Annotated in this window: 17 protein-coding genes (1 of these 17 running past the window's edge); 13 read left to right on the top strand and 4 right to left on the bottom strand. The window is 60.9% G+C overall.

Going from position 1 to position 16,284, the window contains the following annotated elements; all coding sequences use genetic code 11:
- The first annotated feature begins 74 nt into the window (after positions 1 to 74).
- From AC1M7R_RS06825 to AC1M7R_RS06810, 4 genes are read left to right on the top strand one after another with little or no spacing between them, the layout of a single operon-like run.
- Complete coding sequence (locus tag AC1M7R_RS06825) at positions 75 to 950, top strand: heme/hemin ABC transporter substrate-binding protein (RefSeq protein WP_072398645.1); 876 nt, start codon at positions 75 to 77, stop codon at positions 948 to 950.
- Entirely contained in the window at positions 947 to 1,984 is a 1,038-nt protein-coding gene (locus AC1M7R_RS06820) for a FecCD family ABC transporter permease (protein WP_072398646.1), read from the top strand. Before AC1M7R_RS06825 ends, AC1M7R_RS06820 begins: the two co-directional genes overlap by 4 nt.
- A complete protein-coding gene (locus AC1M7R_RS06815; RefSeq protein ID WP_072431982.1) occupies positions 1,984 to 2,751 on the top strand; it encodes a heme ABC transporter ATP-binding protein in 768 nt (255 codons plus the stop codon). The genes AC1M7R_RS06820 and AC1M7R_RS06815 overlap by 1 nt, the downstream gene beginning before the upstream one ends.
- Positions 2,752 to 2,774: 23 nt before the next feature.
- Entirely contained in the window at positions 2,775 to 3,617 is an 843-nt protein-coding gene (locus tag AC1M7R_RS06810) for a ChaN family lipoprotein (RefSeq protein WP_490610312.1), read from the top strand.
- A 239-nt stretch (positions 3,618 to 3,856) separates the two neighbouring features.
- On the opposite strand, the gene AC1M7R_RS06805 is transcribed toward AC1M7R_RS06810, so the two are convergent.
- From AC1M7R_RS06805 to AC1M7R_RS06795, 3 genes are all read right to left on the bottom strand, one after another.
- Positions 3,857 to 4,129, bottom strand: a complete 273-nt coding sequence (locus AC1M7R_RS06805) for a TfoX/Sxy family protein (protein ID WP_072398649.1) — start codon at positions 4,127 to 4,129, stop codon at positions 3,857 to 3,859.
- 203 nt (positions 4,130 to 4,332) lie between these two features.
- Entirely contained in the window at positions 4,333 to 4,674 is a 342-nt protein-coding gene (locus AC1M7R_RS06800; protein ID WP_072398650.1) for a pentapeptide repeat-containing protein, read from the bottom strand.
- 91 nt (positions 4,675 to 4,765) lie between these two features.
- Positions 4,766 to 6,319: a bifunctional aminoglycoside phosphotransferase/ATP-binding protein gene (locus AC1M7R_RS06795; RefSeq protein ID WP_072398651.1), complete on the bottom strand. Its 1,554-nt coding sequence runs from the start codon at positions 6,317 to 6,319 to the stop codon at positions 4,766 to 4,768.
- A gap of 139 nt (positions 6,320 to 6,458) precedes the next feature.
- Between AC1M7R_RS06795 and mrcB the strand changes: the two genes are divergently transcribed.
- From mrcB to AC1M7R_RS06780, 3 genes are read left to right on the top strand one after another with little or no spacing between them, the layout of a single operon-like run.
- Positions 6,459 to 8,777: a penicillin-binding protein 1B gene (mrcB, locus tag AC1M7R_RS06790; protein ID WP_072398652.1), complete on the top strand. Its 2,319-nt coding sequence runs from the start codon at positions 6,459 to 6,461 to the stop codon at positions 8,775 to 8,777.
- A gap of 16 nt (positions 8,778 to 8,793) precedes the next feature.
- Positions 8,794 to 9,528: a tetratricopeptide repeat protein gene (locus tag AC1M7R_RS06785; protein ID WP_072398653.1), complete on the top strand. Its 735-nt coding sequence runs from the start codon at positions 8,794 to 8,796 to the stop codon at positions 9,526 to 9,528.
- Positions 9,528 to 9,857, top strand: a complete 330-nt coding sequence (locus AC1M7R_RS06780) for a YqcC family protein (RefSeq protein WP_072398654.1) — start codon at positions 9,528 to 9,530, stop codon at positions 9,855 to 9,857. The genes AC1M7R_RS06785 and AC1M7R_RS06780 overlap by 1 nt, the downstream gene beginning before the upstream one ends.
- A 6-nt stretch (positions 9,858 to 9,863) precedes the next feature.
- Here AC1M7R_RS06780 and AC1M7R_RS06775 read toward each other — a convergent pair whose 3' ends face one another.
- Entirely contained in the window at positions 9,864 to 10,289 is a 426-nt protein-coding gene (locus AC1M7R_RS06775) for a DUF4124 domain-containing protein (RefSeq protein ID WP_072398655.1), read from the bottom strand.
- A 400-nt stretch (positions 10,290 to 10,689) separates the two neighbouring features.
- Here AC1M7R_RS06775 and AC1M7R_RS06770 point away from each other — a divergent pair, with 400 nt between their 5' ends.
- From AC1M7R_RS06770 to msrQ, 6 genes are all read left to right on the top strand, one after another.
- Positions 10,690 to 12,414 carry an acetolactate synthase 3 large subunit gene (locus AC1M7R_RS06770; protein WP_072398661.1) on the top strand — a complete coding sequence of 575 codons (1,725 nt, stop codon included), beginning with the start codon at positions 10,690 to 10,692 and terminating at the stop codon, positions 12,412 to 12,414.
- A 2-nt stretch (positions 12,415 to 12,416) separates the two neighbouring features.
- A complete protein-coding gene (ilvN, locus tag AC1M7R_RS06765) occupies positions 12,417 to 12,908 on the top strand; it encodes an acetolactate synthase small subunit (RefSeq protein WP_003205610.1) in 492 nt (163 codons plus the stop codon).
- A 45-nt stretch (positions 12,909 to 12,953) separates the two neighbouring features.
- Complete coding sequence (gene ilvC / locus AC1M7R_RS06760) at positions 12,954 to 13,970, top strand: ketol-acid reductoisomerase (protein ID WP_072398656.1); 1,017 nt, start codon at positions 12,954 to 12,956, stop codon at positions 13,968 to 13,970.
- 143 nt (positions 13,971 to 14,113) lie between these two features.
- Complete coding sequence (pssA, locus tag AC1M7R_RS06755) at positions 14,114 to 14,959, top strand: CDP-diacylglycerol--serine O-phosphatidyltransferase (protein ID WP_072398657.1); 846 nt, start codon at positions 14,114 to 14,116, stop codon at positions 14,957 to 14,959.
- A gap of 75 nt (positions 14,960 to 15,034) precedes the next feature.
- Complete coding sequence (gene msrP / locus AC1M7R_RS06750; RefSeq protein WP_072398658.1) at positions 15,035 to 16,051, top strand: protein-methionine-sulfoxide reductase catalytic subunit MsrP; 1,017 nt, start codon at positions 15,035 to 15,037, stop codon at positions 16,049 to 16,051.
- Positions 16,051 to 16,284 carry the beginning of a protein-methionine-sulfoxide reductase heme-binding subunit MsrQ gene (gene msrQ, locus AC1M7R_RS06745; RefSeq protein ID WP_490610311.1) on the top strand. Its footprint extends 387 nt past the window's final position, so the window shows 234 of its 621 coding nt (coding positions 1–234); its start codon is at positions 16,051 to 16,053; its stop codon lies beyond the right edge, outside the window. The genes msrP and msrQ overlap by 1 nt, the downstream gene beginning before the upstream one ends.

Genomic DNA, 16,284 nt, shown 5'->3' with positions numbered 1-16,284 from the left:
CGCAGCAGTGAGGATACTTGGCCTGACGGGTCTGTGCCCGCACCTGCGAACAACTTCTTTGAGGAAGCTGCCTGATGCGCCTGAATATCCGCGTTGCCGTACTGTTTGCTGCGTTACTGGCCAGCCAGTGGGCCAGTGCAGCGCAGGCGCCACAGCGCTGGGTCAGTGCCGGTGGCGCATTGTCTGAGTGGGTGAGTGCGCTGGGAGGGGAGTCGAAGCTGGTTGGCGTGGACACCACCAGCCAGCACCCCGAATCCCTGCGCGCGCTACCCAGCATCGGCTACCAGCGGCAGTTATCGGCAGAGGGTGTGCTGAGCCTGCGGCCACAGATCCTGGTGGGCACCGAGGAAATGGGCCCGCCGCCTGTATTGGCACAGATTCGCAGCGCCGGGGTGCAGGTCGAACTGTTCTCGGCAACCCCTGACGTCCCGACCCTCAAGGAAAACCTGTCACATCTGGGCCGTTTGCTGGGCGCCGAGGCCAAGGCTGAGCAGTTGTTCCAGCAATATCAAGAACAGCTTGCGGTGCAAAAAGAGCGAGTGTCCCAGGCTCAACTCAAGCAAAAGGCGCCCGGCGTGCTGCTGTTGGTGGGGCACTCGGGAGGCAAGCCATTGGTCGCTGGCAAAGGCACTGCTGCCGATTGGCTGTTGCAACAGGCCGGAGGCCAGAACCTGGCGACCCACAGCGGTTACAAGCCGTTTTCGGTGGAGACCCTGGCCAGTCTGAATCCTGAAGTATTGGTGTTCGCCGATCGAGTGCTCAGTGGCGAAGAAGCCCGTGTGGCGCTGTTCAAGGAAAATCCGATTCTCGCCTCGACCCGTGCCGCCAGGGACGGGCGTGTGATCGAGCTCGACCCGACCTTGCTGGTCGGCGGGTTGGGCCCACGCTTGCCGCAAAGCCTGGCAGCCCTGGCCGCCAGGTTCTATCCCGGGCTGGTCGAGACACAATGAGGCCGCAGGTCCAGCCGCGCGTCCTGTTCATCGGCCTGAGTCTGTTGTGTCTATTGGCGATCTGGCTGTCACTGGCCCTGGGGCCGGTAAGCCTGCCGTTGCTCGATACCGGGCGTGCCGCCTTGCATCTGATGGGGTTGCCGGTGGCTGCCGACAACCTGGAGCAGGCTGAACTGATCCTTGGCCAGATCCGTTTGCCGCGCACGTTGCTGGGCCTGGCGACAGGGGGGGTACTGGCCTTGTCCGGCGTGGCGATGCAGGGGTTGTTCCGCAACCCGCTGGCGGACCCGGGACTGGTCGGAGTGTCCAGCGGCGCGGCGCTGGGCGCTGCATTCGCCATTGTCGGCGGGGCCGTGATGGGCGGGCTGCCCGAAGCGTTCGGCCCCTATGTATTGTCGCTGTGTGCGTTTCTCGGTGGGCTTGGTGTCACAGCACTGGTCTATCGCCTGGGCCGACGCAACGGCCAGACTCACGTCGCTACGATGCTGCTGGCCGGCATTGCCCTGACCGCGCTATCGGCTTCGGCCGTCGGCCTGTTCACCTACCTGGCGGATGACGCGACCCTGCGCACCCTGACCTTCTGGAACCTGGGCAGCCTCAATGGTGCCAGTTATGCGCGGTTATGGCCGCTGTTGCTGGTCTGCGCTGGCGTTGTGGCCTGGCTGCCACGTCGGGCCCGGGCCCTCAATGCCCTGTTGCTGGGAGAGTCCGAGGCTGCTCACCTGGGGATCGACGTCGAGCGACTCAAGCGCGAACTGGTGTTCTGCACCGCCCTGGGCGTTGGCGCGGCAGTGGCGGCAGCGGGCATGATCGGTTTTGTCGGGCTCGTGGTACCGCACCTGGTGCGCCTGATAGCCGGCCCTGATCATCGCATCCTGCTGCCGGCCTCAGTGCTGGCGGGTGGCAGCCTGCTGCTGTTGGCCGATCTGGTGGCGCGCCTGGCACTGGCTCCGGCGGAATTGCCGATCGGCATTGTCACGGCGTTCATCGGCGCGCCGTTCTTCCTTTATCTATTGGTGCGAGGGCGTGCCTGATGCTGCGCGCGCAGAACCTGCACATTCATCGTGGCCGGAAAACCGTATTGGCCGGCGTTGACCTGGCGCTTGAGCGCGGCGAGGTGCTTGGGGTACTCGGCCCCAATGGCGCGGGCAAAAGCACGTTGCTGGCGGGCCTGTGTGGCGAGTTGCGTCCCAGCCAGGGGCAGGTCTGGCTCGATGAAAGGCCCCTGTCCCAGTGGGACGGCTCCGAACGTGCCCGTCGCCTGGCGGTATTGCCGCAGTCGTCGACGCTGGATTTCGCGTTCCGGGTGGAAGAGGTGGTCGGCATGGGCCGCTTGCCGCATCGCAGCGGTCGGGTGCGCGATGGACAAATCGTGGCCTCGGCGCTGCAAGCCGCCGACGCCGCGCATCTGCATGGCCGCAGTTACCTGGCATTGTCCGGGGGCGAGCGCCAGCGGGTGCATCTGGCGCGGGTGCTTGCGCAGTTGTGGCCGGGAGAGGCGGGGCAAACCTTGCTGCTGGACGAACCGACCTCGATGCTCGATCCGCTGCACCAGCATACGATCCTGCAGGCGGTGCGTGAATTCGCCGATCGCGGCGCTGCCGTGCTGGTGATTCTGCATGACCTGAATCTGGCGGCGCGTTACTGTGATCGCCTGTTGTTGCTTGCGTCCGGCCGTCCGGTGGCGCTGGATACACCGCAACATGTGCTGCGCCCGGAAACGCTCAAGGCGGTATTCGGCCTGGAAGTGCTGGTACAACCCCATCCGGAGCGCGGGCACCCATTGATCATCGCCCGCTGAAGGGCTCAATGAGGATACAGCTTGTGCGCCTGATCCTGATTCTATTGCTGAGTGTATTGTCAGCCTGCCAAAGCATCTCGCCACCCCCGGTCGCCGGGCGTATTCGCGATCTGCACACAGGCCAGGCCGTCACGCCCCAGGCGTTGGTCGAACAGTTGGCAATGGCACCTCGGTTGATCGTGGGGGAGCGACACGACAATCAGGATCACCACGCCTTGCAAGAATGGTTGCTCCAGGCCCTCGGCGCACAACGGCCTCAAGGCAGCCTGTTGCTGGAAATGCTGACACCGGAACAACAGCCGCGGGTCGATGCGGTGCGCAAGTCATCGGTATTGCCTGAGGAGCTGCCAGCCGCGCTGGGTTGGTCGCCCGGCTGGGACTGGAATCTGTATGGACCGGTAGTGACGTTTGCGCTGGCTCAACCCTATCCACTGCTGGCCGCCAACCTGGACACCGTCGAAATCCAGCGCTTTTACAAGCAGGCACCGGGCCTCACTGGGCCTCGCTCCAACGCGGCGGTTGTGAAAGACGAACTGCTGGGACAGATCAGGGAATCCCATTGTGGCTTGTTGCCGGAGTCGCAGATGCCGGCGATGCTGGCTGTCCAGCAGCAACGTGACAGGCGCATGGCCGAGCGATTGCTGCAGGCGCCGACGCCTGCATTATTGCTGGCTGGCGCCTGGCATGGCCGCAAGGACGTCGGCGTGCCGCTGCACACGCTGGATCTCGGCGCGGCAGAAGCGCCGCGGGTGCTGATGCTGGCCGAGGAGGGCAGCGAGGTGACGTCGGCCATGGCGGATTACGTGTGGTACACACCCGCCACGCCACCGGTGGACTACTGCGCGCAGATGCGCGGAGAGTCGTAGGCGCGAGCACCTGTTTCCGGCAGGCAAAAAAAGACCCGGCAAGAGCCGGGTCGAATAACCGTGATTAGCCTGATGAGGAGATATCTGAGAGTCCGAACCAAGGGCTGTTCAAATATCGACCAGTCTCGCGACTGGATGTGGTAATCATAGCGATTCTCATTACCAAGTCAAACTTTCTTTTCCTGAACCTTCGAAATAATCCGAGCGACATGCCGGGTGCCGCCAGCCAAGTGGTTCGATCAGGCTTTGTGACGTGTCGAAATAGCATCCAGCTGTTGGTTCAGGGCCTCCTTGCGTTCGGCGGGGATGTCGTTCCAGTGCACATCCATCAAGGCCCCCTCGATGGCGTACAGCAATACCTTCGAGGCTCGGAATCCACGAGTGCGCACGGCGCGGTAGGCATCGACCGCGCCGAGCCGACGCAGATCGGAAGCACTGTGGATACCCACGGCGTGCAGCCACTGGGCCGATGTCTTGCCCAGATTTTTCAGATGTTGCAGTTCATCATTCATCGAGCCTCCTTGCGACGGCCGACTGGTGCAGTGGGCAAGTTTCTCAGGAGTGTAGCGCTCAGTAGGAAAAGCGTGATTCTTTGGTCGGAATCGGCGCAAAAGCTTCTAATGCATAACGCACGATGCAGCAGGGCACGCGACGACGTGCCTGCCTCCAGCGCGAGCAGGGGCTCTGGAGGCGATGGCGCTTGGGTGTCACATCCTCAGCGAGTGCGATAACGCAGTCGGGTACCGAAATTCATCGACATGAGGATCTCGTCGGCTGACAGCTCCGGCGGAAAATAGGCACCGGAGATCTGGGCGTGGGCCAGGCTTGCGCCCTCCAGTTTCGATTTGCGGAAATCGACGCCGCGCAAATCGGCGGAACGGAAATACGCATCGGTAAAATCGACGTCGTCCACGTTCAATTCCCGCAGATCGAGACCACGGAAGTCGCCGCCACGCATGTCGACCGGACCTTGAGGGCGCTCGCTGTTGAAGCCTGCGATGTCATCCTTGCGCAGCAAGTCATAAAGCGGAGTGTTGAGAAGCTTGGGATGGCTCATGTCATCGCACCTGTTGGTTTTATGACGCCAGTATAGTGCCACCAGTTGACGGTCGTGAAGCCGAGCGTCGCTTCACGACCGAAATAGTTGTTTACAGATTTGGCAGGCGCTGGCGAATTTGCGCGACGACCTCATCGAGCGAGGCGCTTTCATTGGTCTGGACCGGCTTGCTGCACAGGATTTCCTCCGGCGTCAGGGGCTCGCGGCTGGCCTGCTGGGCAGCGATCACGGCGAGGTTCGCGTCGGACGGATCCTTGTGGTCGGCCTGACGCTGCGCCAGGCGGCTTTCGATGACTGCCTGCGGCGCATCGCAGTCCAGGATCAGGAACGGCGCGCCCGTTGCTTCGGCGATCTTCGCGGCTGCGTTGCGTTGATCATGTTTGAGATAGGTCGCGTCGATGATCACCGGGAGCCCGGCGTGCAGGATGGCCCCTGCGACGTCATGCAGGCGGGCATAGGTGGTAGCGCTGGCGTCACTGCTGTAAATGCCGGCTTGTGGATCGTTCTGAACCTGTTGCTCGCCGAACAGGCGCTTGCGTTCCACATCCGAACGCAGGCGAATCGCGCCCAGTGCTTCCACCAGGCGCATCGCGACATGGCTTTTGCCCACTGCCGAAACACCGTGGGTGATGGCCAGGAAAGGAGATGGGATGGTGCTGTAGCTTTCAGCCAGGTTGGCGTAGTTGCGGTATTGGCGCAGGGTAGTGGCACGCTGTACGGGGTCTTCGGCCGACATGCTGAACAGCGCGACCTTGGCCCGTACCAGCGCACGGTAGGCCTTGTAGAAGTTCAGCAGTTCCAGGCCCTGGTAATCGCCGGTCAGCTCCAGGTACTGGCTGACGAAGCGCCGGGCCAGCGATTTGAGGCCGCGGTCTTCCAGGTCCATGGCCAGGAATCCGGTGTCGGCATAGACGTCGGTGAAGCGGAATGGCTCGTTGAACTCGATGCAATCGAAAATCACCACCTTGCCGTCGATCACGGTAGCGTTACCCAGGTGGATGTCGCCGTGGCATTCACGGATGAAGCCTTCGGCCTTGCGTTGGGTAAACAGTGGCTTGAGGCGTTCGAAGCTGCTTTCGGCCCAGGCCTGCAGGGCCTCGAGCTGCGCCAGGTCGGCCTTGTCACTGAGGAAGGGGCGGATCTGTTCGAAGTTCTGCCGCACCGGAGCCATCACGCTGTCGGGAGTGCCCGCCTGGTTTTCGGCTGGGACCTTGGGCGTGGAAAGGTGGAACCTGGCGATCTGTTCAGCCATTTCATCGATGTGTGCGGTCGTCAGTTCGCCATTGGCCTGCAATGTACTGAGCAGTTGGCTCTGGGGAAATTGACGCATCTTCAAGGCATATTCGATGGCTGGGCCGTCGCCTCCCAGCTGTGGTGCTTCGACGCTGCCGGTAATCGGGAGCACCTCCAGGTAGAGATCCTGGGTCAATCGCTGGTTCAGGCGCAGCTCTTCGCCGCAGAAATGCTTGCGGGACTCGAGGTCGGTGAAATCGAGGAAGCCGAAATTGACCGGCTTCTTGAACTTGTAGGCGTACGGGCCGGTAAGCAAGACCCAGGAAATATGGGTTTCGATGACCTGGAACCCTTCGACGGGATGCGGGTAGAGGGCCGGGTTTTGCAGGGCAGCGATCAGGGACTGGCTCACAGGCGATCCTTCAGAGTCTGGAAATCAAGGTCGTCATTATGGCGGCAAGCCGCGCTAACGCAAACCGGATGGTCCCGTTCTGTCAGGCGGGTTTGCGGGCTCATGTTGAACCGCCGCAAAGTGCGTATAATCCGCCGCCATGACTCGTACCCGATCCCCCCGTACCCCCAAGAAACCACCCGCCAGCCGCCTGCGGCCCTGGTTGGGCTGGGCCCTTAAACTCAGCCTGGTGGGCCTCGTCGTGCTCGCCGGTTTTGCCGTCTACCTCGATGCCGTGGTCCAGGAGAAGTTCTCCGGCAAGCGCTGGATGATTCCGGCCAAGGTCTACGCGCGTCCGCTGGAGTTGTTCGTCGGCCAGAAACTGAGCCGCGATGATTTCCTCACCGAACTCGATGCCCTGGGCTACCGCCGTGAGAGCGTGGCCAACGGGCCGGGGGCGGCTTCCGTCAATGGCAATACCGTTGAACTCAATACCCGGGGGTTCCAGTTCTATGAAGGCATGGAGCAGGCGCAACCGGTGCGGGTGCGGTTTTCGGGCGACTATGTGGCCGCGCTGACCGGTGCCAAGAATGCGAATCTATCGGTGGTGCGCCTCGAGCCCCTGTTGATCGGTGGGCTATATCCCAAGAACCTGGAAGACCGGATCCTGATCAAGATCGACCAGGTACCGCCGTTCCTGATCGACACGCTGATCGCCGTCGAGGACCGGGACTTCTATCATCACTTCGGCGTTTCACCCAAGTCGATAGCCCGCGCTGTCTGGGTCAACACGTCCTCGGGCCACATGCGCCAGGGCGGCAGTACCCTGACCCAACAGTTGGTCAAGAACTTCTACCTGACCAACGAGCGCAGCCTCTCTCGCAAGCTCACCGAAGCCATGATGGCCTTGCTGTTGGAGCTGCATTACGACAAGCAGGAAATCCTCGAGGCTTACCTCAACGAGGTCTTCATCGGCCAGGATGGCCAGCGGGCGGTGCACGGTTTCGGCCTTGCCAGCCAGTTCTTCTTCAGCCAGCCACTGTCCGAGCTCAAGCTGCACCAGGTGGCGTTGCTGGTGGGCATGGTCAAGGGGCCGTCTTCCTATAATCCGCGTCGCAATCCCGAACGCGCCCTCGAACGACGCAACCTGGTGCTGGATCTGTTGCAGCAACAGGGCGTGGCGACGGCCGAGCAGGTCGAGGCGGCGAAAAAAATGCCACTGGGCGTGACCAAGCGCGGCAGTCTGGCGGACAGTTCGTTCCCCGGTTTTCTTGACCTGGTCAAGCGTCAACTGCGTGAGGACTACCGCGACGAAGACTTGACCGAAGAAGGCCTGCGCATCTTTACCAGTTTTGATCCGATCCTGCAGATGAAGGCCGAGGCCTCGGTCGAAGACACGTTCAAGCGACTGGGCGGGCGCAAGGGCGCCGATGAAGTCGAGGCTGCCATGGTGGTGACCAATCCGGAAACCGGTGAAGTCCAGGCCATGATCGGCAGTCGCCAGGCCAGTTTTGCCGGATTCAACCGGGCCTTGGATGCGGTGCGTCCGATCGGCTCGCTGATCAAGCCGGCGGTGTACCTCACGGCCTTGGAGAAACCGAGCCAGTACACCTTGACCAGTTGGTTGTCCGACGAGGCCTTCTCGGTCAAGGGGGCGGATGGCCAGGTCTGGAAGCCGCAGAACTATGATCGCCGCACCCACGGTACGGTGTTCCTGTACCAGGGGCTGGCGCATTCCTACAACCTGTCCACGGCGCGCCTTGGCATGGAAGTCGGTGTGCCGAACGTGCTCAAGACCCTGGCGCGCCTGGGGGTCAACCGTGAACTCCCGGCGTTCCCATCGATGTTGCTGGGCGCCGGTGGTCTCACGCCGATCGAAGTAGCGGCCATGTACCAGACGCTGGCCAACGGTGGCTTCAATACACCGATGCGCGGGATCCGCAGCGTGCTCACCGCCGACGGCGAGCCTCTCAAGCGCTACCCGTTCCAGATCCAGCAGCGTTTCGATCCGGCCTCCATCTATCTGATCCAGAGCGCCATGCAGCGGGTCATGCGTGAAGGTACCGGCAGTTCGGTTTATAACGTGCTGCCCCGGACCCTGACTCTGGCGGGCAAGACCGGTACCAGTAACGATTCGCGCGATAGCTGGTTCGCCGGTTTCAGCCAGGATCTGTTGGCAGTGGTCTGGCTTGGTCGTGATGACAACGGCAAGACGCCATTCACCGGTGCCACTGGCGCGCTGCAAGTCTGGACCAGTTTCATGCGCAAGGCTGATCCGTTGCCGCTGGATATGCCGCAACCGGACAACATCGTCCAGGCCTGGGTCGATTCCCGTACCGGACAGGGCTCCGACGCCAATTGTCCGGGGGCGGTACAGATGCCGTATATTCGCGGCAGCGAACCGCCACCCGGTGCCGCCTGTGGCGGTACGAATCCCGCCGAATCGGTGATGGATTGGGTCAAGGACTGGATGAATTAAGCAAAGAGGGTTTCAAGTGAACAAGTGGTTGATTCCAGCGGTGACTGCCGTGGCTTTGCTCAGTGGTTGCTCCACCGTACAACGTGGTTCTATTCCGGTGGTCGATGCCGGCACGGCGGTTTCCAACAGCGAGCGGGTCTCGGCCAGCGGCGGTTTCCGTCAGACGACAGTGAAGCGCCCGGTGCAAGGGCAGGCCCAGGCTATTCCCCAGGGTGACTCCGGTGTCGTGGTCATGGTACCGGGCGGTGGTGCGGCCACTTCGGCTCCGATCAGCAGCCAGCCGATCACGCCGGGTCCGGTCACGTCTGGCCCGATCACGCCAGGGCCTGTCAACGGTTCGCCGATCGACCAGGGCAGCTACAGCATGCCGTCGACGTCGGGTAGCATTGCGCCGTCCAACAGCGGTGGCTTGTCCGCCGATGAACAGCTGGACGGGCCGGTACTGGCCCTGTTGACCACGGCCCAGCAGCAACAGGCCGGCGGTGACTTGAATGGTGCTTCCTCCAGCCTGGAGCGCGCTCAACGCGTTGCGCCACGTGAACCCCAGGTTCTTTATCGCCTGGCCCAGGTGCGTCTGGCCCAAGGCGATGCGCCGCAAGCCGAGCAACTGGCTCGTCGTGGCCTGACATTTACTAGTGGTCGTCCGGCACTTCAGGCCAGCCTGTGGGAATTGATCGCCCAGGCCCGTGAGAAGCAGGGCGATTCTGCTGGCGCGGCGCTGGCCCGCCAGAAGGCCAAGGTTTCGCTCTGATGGACGGTCGCTTCCCTCGGATCGCCGACCAGTTGCTGCTGATCGAGCGAGAGCTGCGGGTTCAGGGTTGGTGGAGCAGCGTTTCGCCTTCGGCCGAAGCGCTGGCCAGTGTCGAGCCATTCGCGGTCGATACCCTGGACTTTGAACAATGGCTGCAGTGGATCTTCCTGCCTCGCATGAAAGCCATCCTGGAAAACGACCTGCCATTGCCCAATGCCTCGGGCATCCTGGCCATGGCCGAAATGGTCTATGCCCAGCGCCCGGGACAGGGCGTCGAGCTGCAACGGTTGCTGGCGCAGTTCGACCAGTTGATCAGCGAGGCCAGCTGACCGTCGTCACTGGCAGTGCTCTTCGATCTGCTGGCGCGTTTCGTCGATACGCTGACGCCGCTCTTCATCCGTGAGGCGGCGTATTTCCCCCTCCACTTCCTCGCGCAGCCTCGGGTTGTTCTGCAGTTGCGCCAGGTTGGTCCGGGCCTGTTCGCAGAAAGCCTTGAGCTGGGCCTCCTGCTCGGCGACCTGTTTCTTCACCTCCTGATCGATGACCTTCTGGTCACCAATGGCACCGCCGGTGGGGGGCGCTGGCGGCTTGCCGGCAGGCGATGGAGCGGATTTAATCACGGTGGTGGCTTCTGCGCCTTGTGGCGGCTGGGAACCGAAATGGGTAACGCCCTGGGCGTCCACCCACTTGTAGACCTGGCCGGCCATGCACATTGGGCTCAGGCCAGCCAGCAGGCTGGCGGTCAGGAGGATCATTCGCATGCTGTTTCCTTGTCATGGGTTGCGCAATTGAAGCTAACACAGTAGCCGTTTAAAGGTTTTTTCTTGCGTTCTCATGCGCTTACTTCAATAAAGCACATAGACGACTTGACTTGCAGAAGGCGAAACAGAAGAATCCAAAGTCCGCTGTAGAGGGACTGCCAGAAGCAGACCCACTCGGCAGATCATGAGGCGCATATCCGCGTCGACCTGTTACACCCGCAACGCGTTACCTCGCGCTGGGTGGGAAAGGCCCGCAACACTTGGGACGATCCCAATACTTGCTCAGTCAGTGCTGACGTAGTCGGCGACCACCGTCGCTCATGCTCTGCCGAGAAGTAAACCTATTAAGACCCGTCCCCTTGTCGAGGGTCGGTATTCTGGCGTTTTAGAGGTGAACAACGTGGAGCTTTTATCTGGCGGTGAGATGCTCGTCCGCTTCTTGCGTGACGAAGGCGTCAAATATATCTACGGGTACCCGGGTGGTGCTCTTCTTCATGTCTATGATGCCCTGTTCAAAGAGCCGGAAGTGACCCACATCCTGGTTCGTCACGAGCAGGCGGCGACCCACATGGCTGACGGCTATGCCCGCGCCACCGGCAAGGCCGGCGTGGTACTGGTAACTTCCGGCCCTGGCGCCACGAACGCCATCACCGGTATCGCCACCGCCTACATGGACTCCATTCCGATGGTGATCATCTCCGGCCAGGTGCCTAGCACCATGGTCGGCACCGATGCGTTCCAGGAAACCGACATGATCGGTATCTCCCGGCCGATCGTGAAGCACAGCTTCATGATCAAGCACGCCTCGGAAATCCCGGAGGTCATGAAGAAGGCCTTCTACCTGGCCGAATCCGGCCGTCCCGGCCCGGTGGTGGTCGATGTCCCGAAAGACATGACCAACCCGGCCGAGAAATTCGAATACGTCTTTCCGAAAAAAGCCAAGCTGCGCTCCTACAGTCCAGCTGTACGCGGTCACTCAGGGCAAATCCGCAAGGCGGCAGAAATGCTGCTGGCGGCCAAGCGTCCCGTGCTGTATTCCGGCGGCGGCGTGATCCTGGGGGGCGGCTCCGCGCCGCTGACTGAACTGGCGAAGATGCTTAACCTGCCGGTAACCAATACGCTGATGGGCCTGGGCGCGTTTCCGGGTACCGACCGTCAGTTCATCGGCATGCTCGGCATGCACGGCAGCTACACCGCCAACCTGGCGATGCACCATGCGGACGTGATCCTGGCCGTCGGTGCGCGTTTCGATGACCGGGTCATCAACGGCCCGGCGAAATTCTGCCCGAACGCCAAGATCATCCATATCGACATCGACCCTGCGTCCATTTCCAAGACCATCAAGGCAGACGTGCCGATTGTCGGGCCGGTGGAAAGCGTATTGACCGAGATGGTCGCTATCCTCAAGGAGATCGGCGAGACGCCGAACAAGGACGCTGTCGCCAGCTGGTGGAAGCAGGTGGATGAATGGCGTGGCGACCGTGGCCTGTTCCCTTATGACAAGGGCGACGGCAGCGTGATCAAGCCGCAGACAGTGATCGAAACCCTGTGCGAAGTGACCAAGGGCGATGCCTTCATCACCTCGGACGTGGGCCAGCACCAGATGTTTGCCGCGCAATACTACAAGTTCAACAAACCCAACCGCTGGATCAACTCCGGTGGCCTGGGCACCATGGGCTTCGGTTTCCCCGCGGCCATGGGCGTCAAGCTGAGCTTTCCGGATAACGATGTCGCCTGCGTCACGGGCGAAGGCAGTATCCAGATGAACATCCAGGAGCTGTCCACCTGCCTGCAGTACGGTTTGCCGGTGAAGATCGTCAACCTGAACAACGGCGTGCTGGGTATGGTTCGCCAATGGCAGGACATGAGCTATGGCAGCCGTCATTCGCATTCCTACATGGAATCTCTGCCGGACTTCGTCAAGCTGGTCGAAGCCTATGGTCACGTGGGGATTCGCATCACCGAGCTTAAAGACCTGAAGTCCGGGCTCGAGGAGGCTTTCGCCATGAAGGATCGCCTGGTATTCCTCGATATCCAGGTCGATACCAGCGAACACGTCTATCCGATGCAGATCAAAGACGGTTCCATGCGCGATATGTGGCTGAGCAAGACGGAGCGTACCTAATCATGCGGCATATTATTTCCCTGCTTCTGGAAAACGAACCGGGTGCTCTGTCTCGTGTAGTAGGCCTGTTCTCGCAGCGCAACTACAACATCGAAAGCCTGACCGTGGCGCCTACCGAGGACCCGACCCTGTCGCGTCTGACGCTGACTACGGTGGGGCATGATGAAATCATCGAGCAGATCACCAAAAACCTGAACAAGCTGATCGAGGTGGTCAAGCTCGTGGACCTGTCGGAGAGCGCTCACATCGAGCGCGAACTGATGCTGGTCAAGGTCAAGGCCACCGGCGCCCAGCGCGCCGAGATCAAGCGCACCACCGATATTTATCGTGGGCAGATCGTTGATGTCAGCGCCAGCGTCTATACCGTTCAGTTGACCGGTACCAGCGACAAGCTCGACAGCTTCATTCAATCGATCGGCACCGCCTCGATTCTGGAAACCGTACGCAGTGGCGTTACCGGCATTGCCCGTGGCGACAAAGTACTGAGCATCTAAACCAAATTAGCGAATGGCCTGAACGGCCGGATATAGGGGAAATTCATGAAAGTTTTCTACGATAAAGATTGCGACCTGTCGATCATCCAGAGCAAGAAAGTCGCCATTATCGGTTACGGTTCCCAAGGCCACGCCCAGGCGTGCAACCTGAAAGATTCCGGTGTCGACGTGACCGTCGGCCTGCGTAAAGGCTCGGCCACCGTTGCCAAGGCGGAAGCCCACGGTCTGAAAGTGGCTGATGTGGCTTCCGCCGTTGCCGCTGCCGATCTGGTCATGATCCTGACTCCGGACGAGTTCCAGGGCGCTCTGTATCGCGACGAAATCGAACCGAACATCAAGAAGGGTGCGACCCTGGCTTTCTCCCACGGTTTTTCGATCCATTACAACCAGGTCGTGCCGCGTGCTGACCTCGACGTGATCATGATCGCACCGAAGGCCCCGGGCCACACCGTGCGTTCCGAATTCGTCAAGGGTGGCGGTATCCCTGACCTGATCGCTATCTACCAGGATGCCTCGGGCAACGCCAAGAATGTGGCACTGTCCTACGCCGCCGGTGTGGGCGGTGGCCGTACCGGCATCATCGAAACCACTTTCAAGGACGAGACCGAAACCGACCTGTTTGGTGAACAGGCTGTTCTGTGCGGTGGTACCGTGGAGCTGGTCAAGGCTGGTTTCGAAACCCTGGTTGAAGCCGGCTATGCGCCAGAAATGGCTTACTTCGAATGCCTGCACGAGCTGAAGCTGATCGTTGACCTCATGTACGAAGGCGGTATCGCCAACATGAACTACTCGATCTCCAACAACGCCGAATACGGCGAGTACGTGACTGGCCCGGAAGTGATCAACGCCGAGTCCCGCCAGGCCATGCGCAACGCCCTGAAACGCATTCAGGACGGCGAGTACGCCAAGATGTTCATCAGTGAAGGCGCCACCGGCTACCCTTCGATGACTGCCAAGCGTCGCAACAACGCTGCCCACGGTATCGAGATCATTGGTGAGCAACTGCGCTCGATGATGCCTTGGATCAGCGCCAACAAGATCGTCGACAAAGCCAAGAACTGAGTCGCGAGCTTGATCGAAAACGCGGCCATGGCCGCGTTTTTTCGTTTGGACGGCTGCTTCTGGTATAAAGCTGCATCGTTTGCGGCCGAACCGTCGTCCCAGACACCTGTCGAATTTTTTCACACCGTTGCAAGGTACTGTCCATGAGCGAACGTCCCGACGAGCCAAACCAGGCTCCTGACGCCGAAAGCATGCTGCCCATCGATGAGCACGTCGAAGAAGGTCATGACGCTGAAGGCCGCAAGGTCCGGCATCGTGGCATCTATCTGCTGCCGAATCTGTTCACCACCGCCAACCTGTTCGCCGGTTTCTATTCCATCATCAGCTCCATGAGTGCCCAGGCTGCGTTGAGCGCTGGCGATGCTGCCGGGGCGAGCCGTTATTTCGCGTTCGCGGCCATCGCGATCTTTGTCGCCATGGTGCTCGATGGCCTGGACGGGCGCGTGGCTCGCATGACCAATACCCAGAGCGCTTTCGGCGCCGAGTACGACTCCCTGTCAGACATGGTCGCCTTTGGTGTGGCCCCGGCCTTGCTGGCATTCGGTTGGGCGCTGGGGGATATGGGCAAGGTCGGCTGGATGGTCGCTTTCATCTATGTGGCGGGCGCGGCCTTGCGGCTGGCGCGTTTCAATACGCAGGTGGGCAAGGCTGACAAGCGTTACTTCATCGGCCTGGCGAGTCCGGCTGCGGCAGGCGTCGTGGCGGGGGTTGTGTGGGCGTTCAGCGACTATGGCATCCAGGGGTCGAAAATGTCCTTCCTGGTGGCGCTGCTGGTAGCGGCGGCCGGTATGCTGATGGTCAGTAACATCAAGTACAACAGCTTCAAGGAACTGGATCTGAAGGGGCGCGTGCCGTTCGTTGCGATCCTGGCGGTGGTATTGGTATTCGCGGTTGTCTTCAGCGATCCGCCGCGTATCCTGCTGCTGGTATTCCTCGCCTATGCCGCTTCCGGGCCAGCGCAGTATCTGTTGCGTCTTCGCCGAGGCTAAACGTTGCCTTAATGTAATTTCCCCCATACTCCGCAGTCTATTGGTGCATCTGCCCTCCAATGCTGCGGAGTTGTCATGTTGATCAAAGTCTCCAAGTCGTCCGACTGCCGTGAATCGGATGTCACGCCTGAATCCCTCTATCTTTCTCGTCGCCAGATACTGGCGGCTACCGTGGTGGCTGGCGTTGCCATGAGTGGCGTTTCCCGTTGGGCGAGTGCTGCTGATGCCGCACGTTATCCCGATGTGGAGCCTGGCATGGCGCCTGCCTGGTTCACCGAGAAACTGCCATCCGCCCAGTGGGGCGCCGTCACGGTCAAGAATGAGTCAATCACGCCATTCAAGGACGCGACCCATTACAACAACTTCTATGAGTTCGGAACCGACAAGGGGGACCCGGCGGCCAATGCCGGCGCCTTGAAAACCGAGCCTTGGAGCGTGGTAGTGGATGGCGAGGTGGGCAAGCCGGGGCGCTATGCGCTGGAAGATTTCATGAAGCCTTATCAATTGGAGGAGCGTATCTATCGCTTGCGCTGCGTTGAGGCCTGGTCGATGGTCATTCCATGGATCGGCTTTCCCCTTTCCGCGTTGCTCAAGCAGGTCGAGCCGACCTCAAAGGCCCGATACATCCGCTTCGAAACGTTGCAGGATCCAAAGATGATGCCCGGGCAGCGCTCTGGGTTTGCCTTGATCGATTGGCCTTATGTGGAGGGTTTGCGGCTGGATGAGGCGATGAACCCGTTGGCGATCCTGGCTGTCGGCATGTATGGGCGAGAGCTGCCAAACCAGAATGGCGCACCTTTGCGGCTGGTTGTTCCATGGAAGTACGGTTTCAAGAGCGTGAAGTCCATTGTGCGCATCAGCCTGGTCAGCGAGCAGCCTAAAACCACCTGGCAAAGCATTGCCTCGGACGAGTACGGTTTCTATGCCAACGTCAACCCGACGGTAGACCATCCGCGCTGGACCCAGGCGCGCGAGCGTCGCTTGCCGAGCGGGTTATTCAGTCCAAACGTCCGCGATACATTGATGTTCAATGGTTACCAGGATGAAGTGGCCTCTCTTTATGCAGGGATGGACCTGAGGAAGGATTACTGATGCATTTTCCAGTGTGGCGGATCGGCGTCTTCATGGCGGTGGCAGTCTGGCCGCTGCTCTGGCTTTATGAGGCGTTGATGAGTGCGTTGGGGCCTGATCCGGGCAAGGTGCTGGTGGATAGGCTTGGGTTGGGAGCACTGATTCTGCTGCTACTGACCTTGAGCATGACGCCAATGCAGAAATTGACGGGATGGGCGGGGTGGATTGCAGTAAGGCGCCAACTCGGGTTGTGG

It is taken from the genome of Pseudomonas sp. MS01C9 (genome assembly GCF_058202755.1).
Note: the sequence above shows the minus strand (reverse complement) of the source record. Positions and strands in the feature narration are given on the sequence as shown.